Below are 15,993 nucleotides of genomic sequence, written 5' to 3' on the forward strand. Positions count from 1 at the left end.
CCTTTTGTCATGCTACGTCATGCAAAGTAGGCAAAAAAATTTAACCGATGACACAGTTCCCACAACACGCAGCAATACTTGTTTCAGATACAAACGGCGCATTCTTGGCAATTTCAACGAGACGTTTCACCGAGTCATCAGCTCCCCATCGTTTAGTCTCACCAAAGAACACTTCAACGTCATGGCCAGCTAAGTAATGTTTAGGTAGTCCGGTCATATCGCTATAAATGATTTCACCATCTTCATCGCGCTCTACACCGATGTGATACAACTCATGTTCTATTAGCCGGCAGAAATCGCGATCTGTAGCCTGTTCACAATAAGTAGCATCTACAGTAATGAGATATTGCGGCACAAAACCAAACCAATCCCGCATCTGTTGTTCTTGGCGTGCTTTCTTCCAGCCACCCACGTTAAACATGACCTTTTCACACTGGCCTAATACCATACGTTTTTTCGCTACGGCGGCAGATGAAGCCCAGGCGAATGCAAGGAACTCTTCATTGTCATGGAGTAGTTCTGCAATATGATCATGATCTGGGTTGTGCAATTCACCACCTAAAGTAAGCCAATTCTTTACGACCCATTCTTTAAGCTCTGGTGCCGGTGCCAAACGTATGACTTCTTCTTCCTCGGCCTGATCAATCAGATCCGTCGGCGGGAATGGTCTGAACTGTTCCATAAGATGCCTTTAAATTTCTCAGCCACTTAGTTGCACGGCCCATGTTGATATCATTGGATTCAAAGCGTTGATATCGATAACCCATATCTTCCGCATGGTCATAGCGATCGATACTCCAAGCTTTCGTGGCCAGCTTACCTTTACGGCCACCAGACCAAGGTCCACCAGCTATTTCAATTAACATTCGATGTTCAATGAGGTGTAAATCAAATCGCCAGTGCTTGGTGCTTTTAAAATGAAAGTATTCTTCGTACTTAATTTCCATCCGATCTAGGATTTCTTTCAGTCGCTCGAATGCTTCTAAGTATCTGTCACCAGCTTTAGGTAATGGCCTGTTACGAGGTTTCTTCTTAGGTGGAAGCTTATTGGTTAGAATTTTATAGGCATTAAGTTCCATACTTCACCCATTAAAAAACCTCCCGAAGGAGGTTGAATTAAGTCATTAATCAAACCATTTTTTGGCTTTTAATAAGTTTCGATAAATCTCAATGTCGTCTAAGATTACCCTTAATTTATCAACATTGGAGTGGGCTTCAGAGATCCGTACACTACGAAGTATTTCATCTGATATTGCTTTTTCAAAGTCATCTGGATCAATAAGCCCTATTAAAGGGTTGTTCTCTACACTAGATCCAAGGTCACGAATAAGCTTAAGATGGTAACCAGCATGGTCAATCAATAATGGTTTTATTTTATTTTTTAATTCATCATTGTCTAAAAGACCCGCCTCTTTAATATCTTTAGCAACTTCATACAACTTAGCTCTACATGTAGAAACTGAATCACCATCACCGAAAAAATTTGTTAGGCTAAATGCTGAATCTATTCTAAGCTTAAAATGCTCTATCCGTAATTGTTTGAGCAATTCTTCCGACTTCTCATTGATTTGCTCAAGCTTAACTGTGTTCCCAATAATAGAAATCTCAGATATTTTTTCAAAAAAGATAACTACAAATGTTCCAACCAATATTGAAACGACAAGTATTGAAAAGTCACTAGATTCAATATGCTTATTAACCCTTAAACATATAGCCCCACCAATAAAGACTAATGCTAATAAAACAACCCATAGACGATTATTTTTAGTTTCTTTCACAATTCTTCATTATTTTATCAACACTTAATATCTAATTATAACACCACTTCAGATCATCCGGCATCACGCATATAAAGCTACACGTAAATTCTTAATACGCTCTTTCAGCTTAATCATGATGCCGTCAATCGCATGCAACTCACTAAGCGTTAATCCGGATCGACTGAGGTTCTGATACTTAGACAGCTCAGTACTGCAAAATTCTAAGTCTTGTTTAGCTTGTACTTTGTCTGTCATAGGTACCACCAATAAGAAAAGAAAAACCCCTCAACATCTAGAATGCGAGGGGTTTTGTTTGCCGTAATACGTCCGGCGAGTTATCAATTAAATGGCATATACATCCGTATCTACACTATTCCAGATCTGAAGAATCTGCTCTCTGTGTTCTTGAGGATTAATTCCATCCAAAATGTAAAATGACTTAATTGTCCCGTTGTGGTTAATTTGCTTACGACTATAATATTCCACAGGCCTGCTTATTCCCGTCCTTGGTCCAAATGGTTTACCTACCCGCTTATTACAGCTATCTTCAAAACTTACTTCCTGACCATTTAAATGGCCACCGACATAAAACAACATATATTCACCTATTAATTAAATGCATAGGTTTCAATATAATTTATTCCATTTGGTAATATCAAGTGTTTTTTAATGTAAGTTATTGATAGTACAGAATAATGAACTAAATTTCTTTCAAACAATCCCGACAAACTTTGATTTCTTCATCATCAACCGTGTAATCAATCTCAGTCACACCATGTAGGCCGAATAAACAGAATATAAATTGGAGCATAATTTTCTCCTGGCAATAAAAAAGCCCACTAAGTGCGCCTTATAAATCTTAATATCCACATCCTCAATTATTCAGAACTACTTTTTGACTCCTCATGAGGAAAATGAGTTAAATTCTCATTAGTCAAATTACTGTAATTAATGCCATCTTTGTTAAGGTATTTTCGTATTTCAATTAAAATTGTTTTTACCGATACCACATCTGTTCTTTTGCGAGCAAGGAGGTCTGCCAGATTTAACGCAATATGATCGGGAAGCCATAGATAACACTCGAAAGCTTGTCGATTTAATTTCTCTCGCTGCTCTAGATCTGGCTTCTGGTGTGCTACCCAGTATGCTAAAAAACTGGCAACCATTTCAGCCTTTTTTCTTTTCTCCACCTCATACTTATATTCTTCTAATTTTATTGAGTACTTAAGTTTCACTATCTCTGCAACTAGTAATTTAATCCAATAAAACACACCCGATAAAATTGCCGCACCTGTTAAATAAGGTTCTACATGAGCCCAAATTAAATCCCATTCAATCATTAAAATAATCCAGAAAGTCTTCTTTACTTAATGGAACAAAAAAAGCCCACCATTTGGCGAGCTTTTAAATCAACTTAGTGCATCAACGTACACTTCGGTCACTATAACACGAATATCGCATACCCCGTGCGCACAGTCAAATGGTTTTTTTAAACATATCAAAAGTTAAGTGAGGGTAGCGACACTTCACAAATGCCAGTCCACACTTCAAGTCTTGGCGAATCTGGAGCACTGATGTATCGTTGCTTTCAGCGATATCACGCAATGAATTACCCATTACATAATGAGACCACAATGTTGATACCCATTCCTGAACAATTTCATCTTCAATTGTTTTTAATTCAATAATCACTCGCTGAATTGCACGCGCTTCATTGTCATCAATCTGACAGCGAATACCACGGCGCTGAGTGCATAAACGATCCTTAAGCGTTTTATCACTCATGTACATTGCCAGAAGACGTTCACGCTGTTCCTGGGTAATTCGTCGAGTAGGCATAGTTTTCACCATAACTACCATGGTTTCGGTGTCCCCATTCATCCAAGCCCCAAACTGACGAAACCAATCCTCAGCACTAAACTTAGTCCAATCCATAGCCTGCATAATCGTTACTGCTGCATTCATCGTATTTCCCCTACCATCTTCTCTATCTGCTGGATCGCGTGACCTGACTTCACTTGATCTGTACTAAACCGTATTACCTGAAAACCCATCATTGTTGCTGCGTTATACTTTTCCATGTCTCCAAGGTAGCCTTTACCCCTTGTGTGCCTTCCTCCGCTCCATATCCCGCCTTCAATCTCTACCAGAATCTTTTTATCAATTAAGTGAAAATCTGCTCTCCACTTACGCACAGGATGAAAATAAAATTCCTGCTCAAACTTAATTTTTAATGTCTTTAATTCTCTGGCCAGCTTTGCTTCGAACTCATTCGGTACTTTTTCGCCTTTCACCTTAGGACGCTTGGAGCGCCCTTTCGGTATGGTGGCTTTCACCATCTTTTTGTATTCAGCGATTGAGTAGCTGGTCATGCATCCCCCATAGCACGCACTCCAAATAGCTGTTTGGTCTTTTCAGTTGGTCTATAAGTCCAGACCGATGTCTTTTCCAAATAACCACTATCTACCAAGTCTTTTAAGCAAGCCCGAATGGTGTCCCTTGTGCTGTTCAGTACATTCTCAATAATGTTGCTTACAGTCACATCCTTGGTTGCATAAGCTGAATAGACCAGGATATCCATTCTCTTTTCAAAACATGATCTAGCCCGGCTTACGTTCACCCAATCCACGGTTTTATTATAGTTTTGGTCTTTCACACCCCACCTCCCAACTGCTCACGAATAACCTTAGGCACCTTCACCCCATCCACTTCACACTTCTCCAAGTACGACTCAGGATTTTCAAAAGGATCTGGCCATGGATCAGCTATTGGAGTTGGCTTCACCTGTAGACGCTGTGGTACTGGCACATGACGGTTTTTTACATTCATGCGCTTTTTAAGTTCTTCAAGCGCTTGCTGAGCTACTTCGTTTGGAACAGGTTGATGATCTATCTCATCAGGCTGCTTTGGTTCAGACAGCTGTTTAACCGCTTTCAGCTTCTCATCAGGCTCACCACGCTCTTTGGCTTCTGCGATCAGTCGCTTATACACACTGCAATACACGTTATGCACAGTATCGGTAGGTTTTAAGCTGCCATATGGACCAACCACTGCATAGAATGCTTCCCGGGCAATGCGATTGATGCGACAAACACGGTTTGATTTCTCATAGTTCAGAGCTTGCAGCCATGCTTCATCCGGAGTCTGATATTCATAAACACCTTTGCACCAGTTCTTGAACTCAGGAATCGATGGCGGCCATTCAGCTGTATCTAGGCGTTTCAATCCACGTAGGAACTGCTCATAAGTCAACTCAGAAAGCTTTTCGACAAACTTCTCAATCACCTGGCTTTTTTTCAAACCTGACCACTGATCCGTGAACTTCTTGCCATACATCAGAAGCATGTCTTCAACCAGCTTACGTGCATCCGTTTCACTGAATTGCTGTACAGCGTGAGTGGTTTGTTGTTGAGATAATTCATTACGCATATTTCACACCCTCCACTTCATGCACATCACGCATTGCTGGCTGATCATTGCTGCCAATTTCAGACATCCAGTCGCTGACTTCGTTTTGAGTACGGCTTGCTGCACCTGAAAAAGATTTTGGTTTTTGAGGTTGAGACTTAGCTTCACGCTGACGGCGTACTTCGTCTTTGTTGTTTTGAATCCAGGTAAACCATTTCACCAGCCATAGGCTTGGAGTGTTTTTGCTATCGGCCTTCGCTGAGAAGAAATCACCGAAGTTAGTAAACATAGAAATCAGATCCTGTTCTGGTAGTTCAGGATTGCGTTGTTTTCCAAGTTCAATGAAATCGTAATGAATTGGATACACGTTCACGCATTCAAGAATTGAATACCGTTTGTGATCCTCAGGTTGATATTGAGAAAACTGAATTGGTGGTAAAGGAAAATCTTGCTCACGCGTATTACTACTACCACTATAATTATTGGTTACTGGTTCTTGGTTTATGGTTAATGGTTTATGGTTTATGGTTGGTTGCTCGTCCGTTAAATTCTCGTTCAACGCGGCTTCAACGGTCGTTGAATTTTCGTTTGACTGATCTTCAACGTCCGTTGAACTATTGTCATTCGATTGTTTAGCATTTGATGAACCACCATTCGGGTCTTGTCGCTTTTTCTCTGCACGTTTTTTTGCAGATGCTTTTCCAGCCTCACTGGCTTGCTTACGCTTACCATGAAATTCAGCAATTTCACGTTCACAACGATTGTTGATATAAGCTCCATCCTGAAGAGTAAAAAACTCCTCAAGAACATATTTCAAAGCCGCTGTCTGATCTTCAGTTGCACATTGTAGACGACGGGCCAAACGCTCTAAATTGGAAGCATCAATTGGTTTTTCAGTGTCGTAATACATATCCAGGAGATCACGGTAGATTGCACGCTCAACCAAGCTCAAATGGCGAGTCGCATTGTTGAAATCCCCAATATGATGTTGGTAATAATTCATAACTTTTCTTCCACTTTGAGGTATGCGCCAATGCTCTGGCCTTCACGTTTAAGCTCTTCGAACATGTCATCCAAACCAAATTGATTGGCACGATTAATCAAATATTGAATAGTTGGACCATGCAGCTTTGTTAAATGAGCGTGAATATCATGTTCAGCCAATGCTTTAGCGATCTCATCAAGCTCTTCTTTTTCAGCTTCATTAATAAACTCGCGAATATCATCAAGATCGATCTCAATATCCACATCAACGTTTTTACTTACAGTGACTGTCTTTCTGAAAAATCTCATGCCGCCACCTGCTTTGTATTACGTACTTTGTTTACCAAGCCAGTGATACGAGTCAGACCAAAGGCAGTGACACGCATATGCAGGAACACACGTTCTTTGCCATCATTGCGATTAACAATTACTGGTGACGTGCGATTGGTGAAAACCTTGTTTAAGACATATTGGGCATGCGGCTGGAGCTTGCGATCTGAATCACGGTAGATCCATTTCTTATTAATCAGTAGCTGGATTAATTCAGATTCTTTAATACCAATTGTTTTGGCACATTCACGTAAGCAATAAGTGTTAGAAGTATCAGCAATGGTCTCCAGTGCCTCAGCCTTAGGTGTGAGTACCGCTACTTTTTCACTTAGCTCAATATTGAGCTTGGCTTGAATTTCGATTGCTTGAAGCAGGTGTGCTGGGTTGGTGATGTCAAAGCTATTTTTAGCCTTGAGCGCTTCTTCCATTGCAGTCATACGGTCAAAAATTTGTGCTTGTAATTCGTAGCTATAAGACATAGCCATGAGACAAGCTTCACGTTTTGGGAATTGATAGATATGGCGTGTGTTGTTATTGCCATATGTTTGCGTTCCGATAAATTTCGGAGCGTGCAATTCACCTAAAACACTGGGTACTTTTCGCATGAAATCATCATGACGAAGCTCTTTATATGGCTTTTCAGTAGTTGCGATTTCTTTACGATGATTGTTAATAAAATCAACAATCTCAGGTGATGACATCGTTACTTCGTTTATGTTAAAATTGTCATGTGTTAACATATTCATGTTTACTTTCCTCGACTGTTAGTGAACAACCGGAAAAGCCTGATCTAGACCATCAGGCTTTTTCTGTTTGTAGAGCTGATAAATACTTTGCACACTCACCTTTCATGGCTTTACGCAAAGACTGAATCTTGTGTTCGATTTCTTCCAGGATGCGATCTGTCTCATCCATTTCAGCAGGTGTTACCACACCATCTTCCAGAGCAGATAAAACTTGCTTATTTGCTGCACCATTCCCAACATTCATACCAAGCAGTGATTCAAGAACACCTAGTTGATGATCTTTTCCTTCCGCTTGCTCTACCGGCATTAATGCAAAACCTAATTTGTGCGCCCACACTTTTAAAGAAGCCGGGTTTTGTGTATAGGTCAGCATTGCTTCAAATGCTTTTAGACTCGGCAAATGGTTTTCCATGTTTGGATTTGCATAATTCAAAATCGTGTTATGAGACACACCAACAACATCAGCAATCTCTTTAGGTGTAATCCCATTTGATTGGTGAATCATCTTGTGTAGCGCGGTTTTACTTTCCTTGGATATATCCATGTGAACACCTTGATTAAGTTCACGTTTATTAAAAACGCTTACTGGTTGATAATTGGTTTAAGCAGTGAGCGATAAAGCTTGATTTCGGATGTAGTCAAAATCCGCATCTGGGCACAATAAATCGCAACTCACTCGACCGTTACTTTCCTTGTCAATTTTGATTGCCAGAGAAGCCCCGCACTTGCTGTTGCCATACATAATTTGATTTAAGTAACCAATTGATGTTTGGCAGCGCTTGGCGAATGCTTTTCGCTCACTGAGAGTTAATTGACTTAGATAGTTTTTTAGTTCGGTTGTTTGAGAAGAAGACATTTTAATCTCCTTTACTAATTAATTTAGTAAATACTAATTTTTATCACTTAATAAGTCAATAAACATTTAGTGTTTGCGAATTTACTTTTTACTAAAAAGTCTGTGAAATACTTAAATGGACATAATTTCTTTAAGACGCGCTAATTTGCGCCAGGCTATTGATGCCAAATTAAAATCTGAGGGTTTTTCTTCGGATGCTGCTTTCTGTGAGCATTACGACCTTAATCCAAGCCATATATCTCAACTTGTGAAAGGTCATGGGAGTTTTGGTGAGCGTGCGGCTCGTAATCTTGAGAAAAAGGTTGGATGGGAACCGGGTTCATTAGATAGGGAGTCGGCAGAAACACAAGCTACAGAAGTTGCGCCAGTTTCAAATGTAAGACCCTCTAGAAGAAAACTAAGGAAGATTCCGGTATTAGATTTTGTCCAAGCTGGTATATGGCGGGAAGTTGTATACGACGGCGTTCATCCAAAAGATGAAACATATACAAGTTATGAAGGCAAAGATCCAAACGCCGTTTTTTCGTTAGAAATTGATGGCCTGAGCATGGCACCTGAGTTTATGCCAGGTGATGAAATTGTTGTAGATGCAGCCTTAGATCCAAAACCTGGTTCATTAGTCGTTGCTCAGGAAATTCAGCATGGTGTAGCAATGACTACATTTAAAAAATACCGTGTTGTTGGGGTCAATGAGCATGGGGTGGATATTATTGAGCTGGTTCCCTTAAACCCAGACTTCCCTACTTACAATTCATCTCAGATCGAAATTTCAATCATTGGTGTCGTGGTTCAGCACCATAAAGACTTTAAGTACTAATAATAAAAGCCGCAATATGCTGCTTAGATGCTATTGGCATGATGGTCGATTTATATACGGGGGTGTAAAAATTGTCTGATTCAGAATTAATTTTAAAAAAAATATTAGATACACCTGATGATGAAAAGACTGGGGCACATGCGAAACGAGGATTTCGTTATCAAGACTGGTGGTCCACTCTTAAAACTTTTCAAGTATGGTCATACTCTAATTCAGATTTTGTTATTGGAACAGAAGTAAAAGAAGATTTAACAATTATTGATTCTTTAACCAAACCTCAACTAATTGAGTTCTATCAAGTCAAGAAAAGAAAATCTAAATAAAATTATTAAGTATTATTATAATCAACTAGATATTGACTCGCAAATTTTACCTTATAGAGTTCACTTAAAACCTAAGTTAAGTGGAAGCTCAAGTAGTAGGTGTATTCTAGCTATTCATTTAGCGTATATTGAAATGAATTATAAATATACAAGATTACCTCTCTTCCCTATTGTTATTGATACAATCCAACAGAATGGACAAGATTTAGAAAATTTAGATAAGATGGTACAAGTAATTTCTTCTATTGGATTTACTCAAATTATTTTAGGAATGGAAACATTGGCTACAAATACTAGAGACGAAGGCTTTGACGTTCATGAATTAAGTAATTCAAAAATGTCTTTACTTTCTCCATTTTATTATCAAGAAGTTATGAATAATATAAATCAACTCATCAACTAATAATCAAAAAAGTAGTCTTTAAAAACCCACCTCCAGTGGTGGGTTTTCTTTTATTAAATTTTGCTTATAATTCAAAGTCCAATAACAATAAAATTAGACTATGAAAACAATAACTTTAACTACCTTACTCTTATTCTTAGCTCTCACCGGCTGCCAAAAGCAACAAGCTGCTGATGTCGATCTGGATGCAGTGACCACTGCCCTGGAAAAGTCAGACAACATTCTCGGTGTATATATTGAAAAACTAAATTCAGAGTTCACCACTCAAGATGTGCGGATTAAAATTTTATGCAGAGACTACCCGCATGAATATAAAAACAACTATATGCCTAATTTACTTAAGCTATCACCAGGTGAATACAGTGAGACAGTGCTCTTGGCTGACATGGATCTAGTTCTAGATCACTACAAGCAGACAAGCAATATCCAATGTTAGACGTTTCTTCCTACTGAAATATCGCCCTACTACACTAGGTTCAAGGCCAACCATGGCAAGGCCTGTAATAACAAAGTAAAGCACTACTAACCCGCTATCCGCGGGTTTTTCTTTATGTAAGGTAAGTGTAACCTTGTCTTTAAACGCTACATTATAACAATTAGTATAAAGACACCTATGATTCATAAATAGAAAGGTAAGTCTCAATGAAATATCTGTTAGGCGCAGCATTGTTAGGATTGGCAATTACTGGCTGCACTTCAAATCCAAAAAACGAAGTGGTACAAGAAAAAGTTGTGAGCAATACTCCAGCTGAAACTCAGGTAATTAACTTTACTGGTCCAATGGATCTTACAGTTGAATTAAAATCTTCAGATAATTTTGAAACTGCAGAAATGACAGATAATTCAGGCAAGGTTTATCACCTTAAACGAGCTATTTCAGGAAGTGGTATGCGTTTGGCCAATGATGACGGCGTTTCAATTCACTTCAAAGCTGGTGAAGGTATTGTAGAGTTTATGAAAGACAAACCTATCAGTATTACTGAATACAAAAAATAAGATTTACGCTTTAAGAGAACCCACCTTGTGTGGGTTTTCTTTTGTCTATTAAAACATAAAAATTAGCAAAGACTTAATTTTCACTAAATTTATTTAGTAATTACTATTGACAGTTTATTTAGTAAATACTAAATTACATTCACAGACAACAAAAAGCTCCAGCGTTGCGCTAACAACCTGGAGCATGACCCACACCTAACTGTGAGTGAAATTATTATGAATGCAAAATTGACTCCACACAATAGCTTCAAGGTAACTCTTGTTGCTACTGCCTTAACTGTAAGCGCATTGGCGTTTGGTTGGCGTGCTGACTTTGGTACTAGCCAAGCAGCTCCAGCTCAAAATATTCAATCTGAATACGGCATCGTATCTTTAAAGATGCTTGATGACGTACGCGGTGAAGCAACCCTTAATCTAGATGGCTTCCGTTTGGAAATCACTTCGTTTGAAGTTGCAGCACATCCAGATGACTACGGTGTACCAGGTTCCGAGTTCACTAATGTAGAAGTGATAGAACTTGGTGAAATCAAGGTATTCGATGCCAATGGCAATCCATACAACGACTTTACTGACTATCAGGATCACCGCGAAATCAATGCAATGATTGCTGGCTATATCATGAAACATCGTCTGGTGGAGGTGCAGTCATGATTCTTAAATCTGCCGATCAAATCTTTGAAGCACTTTTGAATGGCCAGCTGGTTTACTGGTGTGAATATGGCTCTGATGATTGGTCCCCGCTTAATGACCAAGCACAAGTTAATTTTGCTGATCTTTACACTGGTTTCCTGCAATTCAAAGCAGATGAACTACCTGTCATTCCAATGCCAGTAGAGTTTGGCTCAACTCATCGTTACTTCTCTGAATACATCAAGACGTTTGAAGGACTTGAGATTTACAGGGTTGGTAAAAATCGGGTGAGCTACTTCGCTTTACGTATCAAAAGCTCAGGAACTATTGCTGACTATTTCTGCAATACGTTGATTTACTCCATCCAACCTGACGGCTCCCTGAAGAAAATGGATAAGTCTACAGCTCCACAGTGGATTCTAGATGGTTTGGAAAATGCGCGAGTCGCCATGCGCAAAAATAAACGACATCAAGTTTTAGAAAGTACCGGCTTCTTTGGGTCTGAGGACTATAAGAACTTTAAACGCAAAAACCGTCAGCTAGGAGTGCGTTGAGATGGCGATTAATATTATTCCAGCGGATCAACCGCTATTGGTACAAGCCATCATCGTTTATCTGTACGCAGATCCGGGCTTGGGTAAAACATCAATTGGCTTCACTGGTGAAAAAGCAATTTCATTCGATTTCGATAAAGGCTCTCACCGTACTGGTGAACTGCGACGCGGTGCTGTGGTTCAGGTCAATCAATGGGCTGATGTGGCTAACCTGACTATGCAAGACCTTGAACCATTCAAAACGATTGTGATTGATACCGTCGGTGCAATGCTTGAAAGCATTAAGACTCACCTATTGCTAAACAGCACAAATAAGCAGAAAGATGGCTCTTTAAAACTTAAAGCCCAAGGCTTGGCCAATAACATCTTCAAGCAATACGTGAATACGCTAATTTCTTCAGGTAAAGACGTTGTTTTTATTGCCCATGCATCAGAAGACCAGAACGGTGACCAGGTAATTTACCGACCAGATCTTGGTGGTAAAAACCGTAATGAGCTTTACCGCATTGCAGATGTGATGGGTTACCTAACCACTGTGCAAACAGGTGAAGGCAAGCATGAACGTGTGATCAGCTTTAGACCATGCCCTACTCACCATGCCAAAAATGCGGGCGGTTTAGGCGGTGAAACTGGTGAAGTATGGGTTCCAGACTTAAAAGCGAATCCGTCTTTTTTGGCTGACCTAATTAAGCAGGCTAAAGATCACATCAATACGATGACACCTGAGCAGCTTGCATCAATGAAGGCTCAGGAAGATTTGGATAACTGGATCCAGAGCTGTGCTGAGGCTCAGTATGCCAGCGATCTAAACCAGCTTACTGAGTCTATCGATAAGAATCATACGTATTACAAAAATATGCGTGTTGCTCTTAAGACCAGAGCTGACGAAATGAAGTGCACCTTCGATATGCAGCGTAATGCATGGGTAGATCCTGCTGAGTTCTTTGGCATCAATGACCAACAACTGGCTGAGCTTCAGGACTTCATCGATGAGCGCGGCCTTGATGCCAAAACTGTATGTGAGCATCTCGGTATTGATGCACTCAATCAAATTGAAGCCAGCAAACTGGCGGTCGTACAACAAGAAATTGAACAATTAGCGAAAGAAATGGTGAACGCATGAATATTTTAAATAGCAAAGAAGCTTTTGACGCAATGATGGCTGGCCGAAATATCATGTGCCGCGCTGTTGGTGAATTGGTGGATTTTGATGATCTGTCTCAATTCCCTGCCACTATTTTCGCTATGCCAGGCTATGAGTTCTGCATCAAGGTTGAGACCATGGAGTTGGCAGGTATTACGTTTGCTAAGCCTCTGACTCTTGATGATGTAATAGAGGATCAGGACATTTATATTGTCTATCCGGATCATATTTCCCATGTCAAATTCAGCAGACAGTGTAGTGAACACTTTGCATGTGTACGTAACGGCTTCGCCCAACTAGATCAGGAAAATGCGGTATTACAGCTTGAAGCATTAGGTGAACTTTTTGGCCGGGTTATTTGTTATCCACCAGTGATTGACAATGTACCTAAAACCAAAAAGAAACGTTCAGGCAAAGCCAAGAATGATGCTGATAATTTAAATACTCCGGCTGACTCTAATACCACTGTTGCAAATATAGAAAAACAGCCTGAGCCAGAAGTGGTTCAACCTATTGAAGTTCCAGTGGATCAACCTACTGAACTTGATGAAACAGATCCAGCTATTCTGAAAGTTATCGAAGCTATTGAGAAATGTGGTTCAGATTATGAGTTAAAAGGCGTTGAACGCAATTTGGATAGCAATCAGCACAAGCTAACTGAAACTGAATACAGAGAACTCAAAAATCGTATTGCACAAAAACGTGAACTTCTTCTTGCTTCAAAAAAACCGGTAACAGTAGATTCTCTTAAAAAGTTTGCAATGCAAAGTGAAGCATGTACTGCCTACATTGATCAAATTAAGGCATGCACCACAACAAATGAGCTGGCTGATTTAAGCAGCGCAATTATTGCAGATGACAATCTAAATATTGATCTGCAAGAACAGTTGTGCAATCAGATCAATGAAGCAGCTAATCAATTAAACCAGCCAAAACCTAATGTTGAGCAGCCATCTGAAAACCTAAGTGTCACTGAGCTTCAAAGATTGCAGCATGAGGCTGAAAAGCTAGTACAGAACAAAGCTCAAGATGAAGAATATCAAAGCCTTCTTACTGATCTATTGGACCGTGCAAGCAAAGCAAATACCCCAGCTGAAGCAAATGCTTTAGTGGGCTATACAAAGACCTGGACCGAAGAACAGCGCAAACCATTAATTGATGCGATTCATAAGCGTTTGGTCGAACTGAATAAGGCAGATGCACAGCCTTCATTAGCTGTACGTATCCAGAGAGCTGAAGACCTGACTGAACTGGATGCTTTAGAAATCGATGTATCAGCATGTGATGAAGTTATTCAGCCAAGATTAATGGAACTTATTGAGCAGCGTCGCATCCAGCTGGATCAGATCGTTGCGACTGGTGAAGCCTCATGACTGAACAAGTAGTTAAGCCCACCCCATATGACGATGCTCAGTTTCTCTGGTGCACCAAATGGTGTGAAGAAAAAGGTTTAAGCCCATACGATGCTAAAAACTGGGCTGATGCGAAATTTGAATATTTAAAACTGCAGGAGAAAAACAGTGACTGAAGTTCAAGAAAACATTGCTGTATCCAAAGGTCAGGAAGAAAACGTTATTGATAGATTTATTGCTGACGGTGGTTTTGATCAGGCTTTTAAGGATGTGTTTGGTTTACCGGAATCAGTACAACAAAGTTTAAAAGAGGTAACTTAATGGCTCGATACACCATCACCGTTGAAGCCGAAAGACCGCCTCAAATTATGCTGGGTCAGACTATCGGTGGTGCAACGGTGAAGGAGCTTAAAGAGGTTGAAGTCGAACTGGTTTCAGCTTCTTATCTGGCTCAAAAATACAATCTGTCAGTGACCACGATTCGAGAAAAATTAGTTTCGATCAATCAAGGCACACAAGGCAAGGCGCTATACAATCCAAAGTTGGCCCATGACCTGCTGACAACCAAAGTTAAAGTAGGCAGACCGAGAGCTAATTAGCTCTCACTGTCGTTAAACATTTCTACCAGATCCTGAGCATCTGGATTGTAATAAGTATTCACCAGCATTGAGATAGTTTTGTGGCCTGTAATTTTGGCTAGCACTTCAACCGGTAATTTTCTCACCTTCACCATTCTAGTGATGGCTTCATGTCGTGAATCATGGAAGTTAATATGTGTAAGCCCTGCTCTTTTTTTTGCTCTCATCCATGTAGCACAACATATCTGTTTATCAATGGGCAGAAGTTTATCTGTTCCTTTGGGTAATAAAGAAAGCAGTCTTTTGGCTTCACCAGATAAAGGCACGTTTCTGGATTCACCATTTTTTGTCATCGGTAAATGCACAAAGCCTTCTTTAATATCCTTCCTACGCATTGCCAGTATTTCACCCTGACGCATAGCAGTTTCCAGAGCAAATCGAAATGCCCATGCTACATAGTGACGTGACGTTTCTGGTGTTGTAGATCCATCCCAGCTTAACGCCTTTAGCAACAATTCTTGATCTTCTTCTGTAATACGCTGGCTTCTGGATTTTTCCTTGCTCGGCATGGTGACCGCATGCCAGACGTTAGAATCAATCAAAAACAGTTCTTTCATGGCATAGGTAAACACGGCTGAATAAATGGCGTGTTCATTCCTGAGTGTTGCTATCTTCACTTCTTTTTTACGGTTATTTCGCCATTCTGCAATGTCAGCAGGCTTGAAATCATAAATAGACTTGTCAGCTAAATTTGGTGCAATCCGGTCAAGGTTTTTAATTTTAAAATTGATCGTTCTTGCAGATCGCATGTGCCGGCCATGCTCTTGATAGTATCTGGCACAAAGTTCCCTAAATGGATAATCCGGCTTTTCGCCTTGTTCTATTGCCTTTTTACCAGACCGAAGTTCAAGCAATTTATTATATGCCCACTGTTCACACTCTTTTGCGGTGTCTCGGGTGGCTGAATATCTTTGCTTGTCAAAAGTGACAATGATGCGCCAGCTGGACCCTCGCTGGATGGGTTTGGGTATTTTCATTTTATTGGTGCAGATTTGGTGCAGATTACTTTGCATTTTATCGGTAAAGTAAAAAAATGAAAGGATATAGAAGGG

The 15,993-nt window shown here is 40.0% G+C and carries 28 protein-coding genes; 12 read left to right on the forward strand and 16 right to left on the reverse strand.

What is annotated here, in order from left to right:
* Positions 1-40: 40 nt before the first annotated feature.
* From FTU00_RS05520 to FTU00_RS05590, 15 genes are all read right to left on the reverse strand, one after another.
* On the reverse strand, positions 41-682 hold the full coding sequence (locus tag FTU00_RS05520) for a putative metallopeptidase (RefSeq protein WP_180179297.1): 642 nt from the start codon (positions 680-682) through the stop codon (positions 41-43).
* The gene (locus tag FTU00_RS05525) at positions 642-1,079 is read right to left on the reverse strand and encodes a hypothetical protein (RefSeq protein WP_180179298.1); all 438 of its coding nucleotides are present in this window, start codon (positions 1,077-1,079) and stop codon (positions 642-644) included. The genes FTU00_RS05520 and FTU00_RS05525 overlap by 41 nt, the downstream gene beginning before the upstream one ends.
* A 45-nt stretch (positions 1,080-1,124) precedes the next feature.
* Positions 1,125-1,778 (reverse strand): hypothetical protein, encoded by a 654-nt coding sequence (locus tag FTU00_RS05530; RefSeq protein ID WP_180179299.1) that lies wholly within the window; start codon positions 1,776-1,778, stop codon positions 1,125-1,127.
* A 63-nt stretch (positions 1,779-1,841) separates the two neighbouring features.
* Entirely contained in the window at positions 1,842-2,015 is a 174-nt protein-coding gene (locus FTU00_RS05535; protein WP_180179300.1) for a hypothetical protein, read from the reverse strand.
* Between the two features lie 87 nt (positions 2,016-2,102).
* Positions 2,103-2,357, reverse strand: coding sequence for a hypothetical protein (locus FTU00_RS05540; RefSeq protein ID WP_180179301.1), 255 nt, complete (start codon positions 2,355-2,357; stop codon positions 2,103-2,105).
* A 281-nt stretch (positions 2,358-2,638) separates the two neighbouring features.
* On the reverse strand, positions 2,639-3,100 hold the full coding sequence (locus FTU00_RS05545; RefSeq protein WP_180179302.1) for a hypothetical protein: 462 nt from the start codon (positions 3,098-3,100) through the stop codon (positions 2,639-2,641).
* Between the two features lie 136 nt (positions 3,101-3,236).
* Positions 3,237-3,725, reverse strand: coding sequence for an antiterminator Q family protein (locus FTU00_RS05550; protein WP_034703021.1), 489 nt, complete (start codon positions 3,723-3,725; stop codon positions 3,237-3,239).
* The gene (locus FTU00_RS05555) at positions 3,722-4,132 is read right to left on the reverse strand and encodes a DUF559 domain-containing protein (RefSeq protein WP_180179303.1); all 411 of its coding nucleotides are present in this window, start codon (positions 4,130-4,132) and stop codon (positions 3,722-3,724) included. Before FTU00_RS05555 ends, FTU00_RS05550 begins: the two co-directional genes overlap by 4 nt.
* Positions 4,129-4,341, reverse strand: coding sequence for a hypothetical protein (locus FTU00_RS05560; RefSeq protein WP_180179304.1), 213 nt, complete (start codon positions 4,339-4,341; stop codon positions 4,129-4,131). Before FTU00_RS05560 ends, FTU00_RS05555 begins: the two co-directional genes overlap by 4 nt.
* 71 nt (positions 4,342-4,412) lie before the next feature.
* Complete coding sequence (locus FTU00_RS05565) at positions 4,413-5,189, reverse strand: hypothetical protein (RefSeq protein WP_180179305.1); 777 nt, start codon at positions 5,187-5,189, stop codon at positions 4,413-4,415.
* Positions 5,182-6,171, reverse strand: a complete 990-nt coding sequence (locus FTU00_RS05570) for a YdaU family protein (protein WP_179992493.1) — start codon at positions 6,169-6,171, stop codon at positions 5,182-5,184. Before FTU00_RS05570 ends, FTU00_RS05565 begins: the two co-directional genes overlap by 8 nt.
* The gene (locus tag FTU00_RS05575) at positions 6,168-6,461 is read right to left on the reverse strand and encodes a hypothetical protein (RefSeq protein ID WP_218948171.1); all 294 of its coding nucleotides are present in this window, start codon (positions 6,459-6,461) and stop codon (positions 6,168-6,170) included. Before FTU00_RS05575 ends, FTU00_RS05570 begins: the two co-directional genes overlap by 4 nt.
* On the reverse strand, positions 6,458-7,228 hold the full coding sequence (locus FTU00_RS05580; RefSeq protein ID WP_180179306.1) for a phage antirepressor KilAC domain-containing protein: 771 nt from the start codon (positions 7,226-7,228) through the stop codon (positions 6,458-6,460). Before FTU00_RS05580 ends, FTU00_RS05575 begins: the two co-directional genes overlap by 4 nt.
* 52 nt (positions 7,229-7,280) lie before the next feature.
* Complete coding sequence (locus FTU00_RS05585) at positions 7,281-7,772, reverse strand: phage regulatory CII family protein (protein ID WP_180003578.1); 492 nt, start codon at positions 7,770-7,772, stop codon at positions 7,281-7,283.
* A gap of 57 nt (positions 7,773-7,829) precedes the next feature.
* Positions 7,830-8,084: a YdaS family helix-turn-helix protein gene (locus FTU00_RS05590; protein ID WP_180179307.1), complete on the reverse strand. Its 255-nt coding sequence runs from the start codon at positions 8,082-8,084 to the stop codon at positions 7,830-7,832.
* Positions 8,085-8,199: 115 nt separating this feature from the next.
* On the opposite strand from FTU00_RS05590, the gene FTU00_RS05595 reads away from it, so the two are divergent.
* From FTU00_RS05595 to FTU00_RS05650, 12 genes are all read left to right on the forward strand, one after another.
* Positions 8,200-8,901 carry a LexA family transcriptional regulator gene (locus tag FTU00_RS05595; protein WP_180159365.1) on the forward strand — a complete coding sequence of 234 codons (702 nt, stop codon included), beginning with the start codon at positions 8,200-8,202 and terminating at the stop codon, positions 8,899-8,901.
* 71 nt (positions 8,902-8,972) lie between these two features.
* On the forward strand, positions 8,973-9,224 hold the full coding sequence (locus tag FTU00_RS05600; RefSeq protein WP_180179308.1) for a dsDNA nuclease domain-containing protein: 252 nt from the start codon (positions 8,973-8,975) through the stop codon (positions 9,222-9,224).
* Positions 9,225-9,357: 133 nt separating this feature from the next.
* Positions 9,358-9,627: a hypothetical protein gene (locus tag FTU00_RS05605; RefSeq protein ID WP_180179309.1), complete on the forward strand. Its 270-nt coding sequence runs from the start codon at positions 9,358-9,360 to the stop codon at positions 9,625-9,627.
* A 100-nt stretch (positions 9,628-9,727) separates the two neighbouring features.
* The gene (locus FTU00_RS05610; protein WP_180179310.1) at positions 9,728-10,063 is read left to right on the forward strand and encodes a hypothetical protein; all 336 of its coding nucleotides are present in this window, start codon (positions 9,728-9,730) and stop codon (positions 10,061-10,063) included.
* 206 nt (positions 10,064-10,269) lie between these two features.
* Positions 10,270-10,623 (forward strand): hypothetical protein, encoded by a 354-nt coding sequence (locus FTU00_RS05615; protein WP_005104451.1) that lies wholly within the window; start codon positions 10,270-10,272, stop codon positions 10,621-10,623.
* Between the two features lie 216 nt (positions 10,624-10,839).
* The gene (locus FTU00_RS05620) at positions 10,840-11,274 is read left to right on the forward strand and encodes a hypothetical protein (protein WP_180179311.1); all 435 of its coding nucleotides are present in this window, start codon (positions 10,840-10,842) and stop codon (positions 11,272-11,274) included.
* Positions 11,271-11,807, forward strand: coding sequence for a hypothetical protein (locus FTU00_RS05625; protein ID WP_180011283.1), 537 nt, complete (start codon positions 11,271-11,273; stop codon positions 11,805-11,807). Before FTU00_RS05620 ends, FTU00_RS05625 begins: the two co-directional genes overlap by 4 nt.
* A 1-nt stretch (position 11,808) precedes the next feature.
* Complete coding sequence (locus tag FTU00_RS05630; protein WP_180179312.1) at positions 11,809-12,930, forward strand: ATP-binding protein; 1,122 nt, start codon at positions 11,809-11,811, stop codon at positions 12,928-12,930.
* Positions 12,927-14,324, forward strand: a complete 1,398-nt coding sequence (locus FTU00_RS15550; RefSeq protein ID WP_257229788.1) for a hypothetical protein — start codon at positions 12,927-12,929, stop codon at positions 14,322-14,324. The genes FTU00_RS05630 and FTU00_RS15550 overlap by 4 nt, the downstream gene beginning before the upstream one ends.
* Positions 14,321-14,479, forward strand: coding sequence for a hypothetical protein (locus FTU00_RS05640; protein WP_180179313.1), 159 nt, complete (start codon positions 14,321-14,323; stop codon positions 14,477-14,479). The genes FTU00_RS15550 and FTU00_RS05640 overlap by 4 nt, the downstream gene beginning before the upstream one ends.
* Entirely contained in the window at positions 14,472-14,624 is a 153-nt protein-coding gene (locus FTU00_RS05645; RefSeq protein ID WP_179992479.1) for a hypothetical protein, read from the forward strand. Before FTU00_RS05640 ends, FTU00_RS05645 begins: the two co-directional genes overlap by 8 nt.
* On the forward strand, positions 14,624-14,902 hold the full coding sequence (locus FTU00_RS05650; protein ID WP_034171181.1) for a hypothetical protein: 279 nt from the start codon (positions 14,624-14,626) through the stop codon (positions 14,900-14,902). The genes FTU00_RS05645 and FTU00_RS05650 overlap by 1 nt, the downstream gene beginning before the upstream one ends.
* Here FTU00_RS05650 and FTU00_RS05655 read toward each other — a convergent pair.
* Entirely contained in the window at positions 14,899-15,918 is a 1,020-nt protein-coding gene (locus FTU00_RS05655; RefSeq protein WP_180033917.1) for a site-specific integrase, read from the reverse strand. The two genes, FTU00_RS05650 and FTU00_RS05655, sit on opposite strands and share 4 nt — an antisense overlap.
* Positions 15,919-15,993: the final 75 nt, after the last annotated feature.

Origin of the sequence: Acinetobacter sp. YH12041 (genome assembly GCF_013419975.1) — a bacterium.
GTDB lineage: Bacteria > Pseudomonadota > Gammaproteobacteria > Pseudomonadales > Moraxellaceae > Acinetobacter.